Genomic DNA, 1,810 nt, shown 5'->3' with positions numbered 1-1,810 from the left:
CCTCGCCACTATCATCCCCCGCTTTGACAAGTCAAGTTACCGGGATGCCACGGCCACCCTGGCCCTCTCCTATATCATCCCCCTGGCGGGCGAGAAGGACTGCCGCCTGGCCGATCCCTTCGGGGAGTTCATGGAGTACTACGACACCGCTGATTTCTGGTCGGACTTTTACGGCTATTCGTGGTGGGCGGATTGGGACCTTGTCCACCCCGCCTGGCCGGAGGGGGACTATCACATCGCTTTGGCCTTTCAAGCTCCTTTTAGCACACCGTTTCCTCTCCCGTCGCCGACGCCTCGTCGTTCCCCATCGCCCTCTCCCACCCCCTCGCCCAAACCCACCGCCCCTCCCACTTGCAAACCGTCTCCAACCCCCTCCCGCGCGCCGACCCCCTCTCCCTCCCCGAGCCCGTCGGCCACACCGCTGATCGCCTTTATCGACTCCGGCGACTATAACGGGGACGGGACCTGCGATATCGCCCTCTTCCGCGCCGCCTCCGGCTTCTGGGCGGTCAAGGATGTCACCCGCGTCTACTTCGGCGCCTCCCAGGACATCGCCGCCTGCGGCGATTACAACAACGACGGGACGACCGAGGTCGCCATCTGGCGCCCCGCCACCGGGATGTGGTCGGTGCGGGGAGCGACCAACTTCTACTACGGCGGGGTTTCCGATATCCCGATCACCGGCGATTATAACGGCGACGGCGTCTGCGACGCCGGCGTCTTCAAGCCGTCGAGCGGCCTCTGGGCGATTATGAACGTCACCCGGGTTTACTACGGGGCGGCCGGCGACATTCCCGTTCCGTATTACGACCAGGGAACACGGGTAAAAAACATTGCCATCTGGCGCCCGTCCAACGGCAAGTGGGCGGCCCGGGAGATCGGCTCAGTCTACTTCGGGGCCCGGGGCGACTTCCCCGTCCCGGCCGACTACAGCGGGGACGGGTTCGAGGAGGAGGCTCTCTTCCGCCGTTCCAGCGGCCTGTGGGCGGTGGCGGGGGTGACGCGGCTGTATTTCGGCGCCGCGGGCGACTATCCCGTCCCGGCCGACTTCAACGGCGACGGGACGACGAATCCGGGAGTCTTCCGGGGATCAATCGCTTTCTGGTCGCTTAAAAACCTGACCACGCTGACCTTCGGGCAGGCGGGTGACATCCCGGTCTGCGGGCGTCTCCCCTGGCCGGTCACTCCCACCCCCACGCCGGCCCCCAGCGCCACCCCGGTGACGCCGACCCCGGCGCCGAGCGCCTCGCCGGTGACGCCGACCCCGGTTCCCCCGACGCCGCCGCCCACCACGCCGACCCCAGTTCCCCCGACGCCGACGCCCACCACGCCGATCCCGACACTGACACCGCCCCCGGCCACCCCTCCTCCCCCTACGCCTCCGCCTCCCACCCCGCCCACGCCAACGCCCGCGACGTAATCCCTACGATACCAACGCCCCCCGAGCCCTTCGCGGTTGCGGGGGCGTTTGCTGCCTTGAATATTATTCAGCGCCCATAACCGATGCGAGCTCCAAAAAACACCTGCTTTATCCGAGCGTTTATATTCATCGCCGGAGCAGCTATCCGGACAATGGCGGAGAGACGAAAGAAGATTTTATTACAAAAAATATGCCTGCTGTCAGCCAGCATCGCGGTCTTATTCGCGTTGCTGGCTGCGGCGGCCGCCGTGCAAAAGGTTGAATTCGCGGACGAAGGACTGGAGGCCGCGGTCCGCAAAAAGCTCGGTAATCCCAAAAGATCCATCACGAGAACCGAACTCCTGCAAATCAGCCGGCTGGACGCATCGGGAAGATATATCGCCCGCCTGG

General features: G+C 65.2%; 2 protein-coding genes. Both read left to right on the top strand.

All coding sequences use genetic code 11. The annotated features are described in order from the left end of the window. Positions 1–1,420: hypothetical protein (locus tag NTW26_00030; GenBank protein MCX7020660.1), on the top strand; the 1,420-nt coding region annotated here is incomplete at its 5' end. 152 nt (positions 1,421–1,572) lie between these two features. Further along, positions 1,573–1,810: hypothetical protein (locus NTW26_00025; GenBank protein ID MCX7020659.1), on the top strand; the 238-nt coding region annotated here is incomplete at its 3' end.

It is taken from the genome of bacterium (assembly GCA_026398675.1).
Lineage (GTDB): Bacteria > RBG-13-66-14 > RBG-13-66-14 > RBG-13-66-14 > RBG-13-66-14 > RBG-13-66-14.
This window is presented reverse-complemented; position numbering and strand designations above follow the sequence as displayed.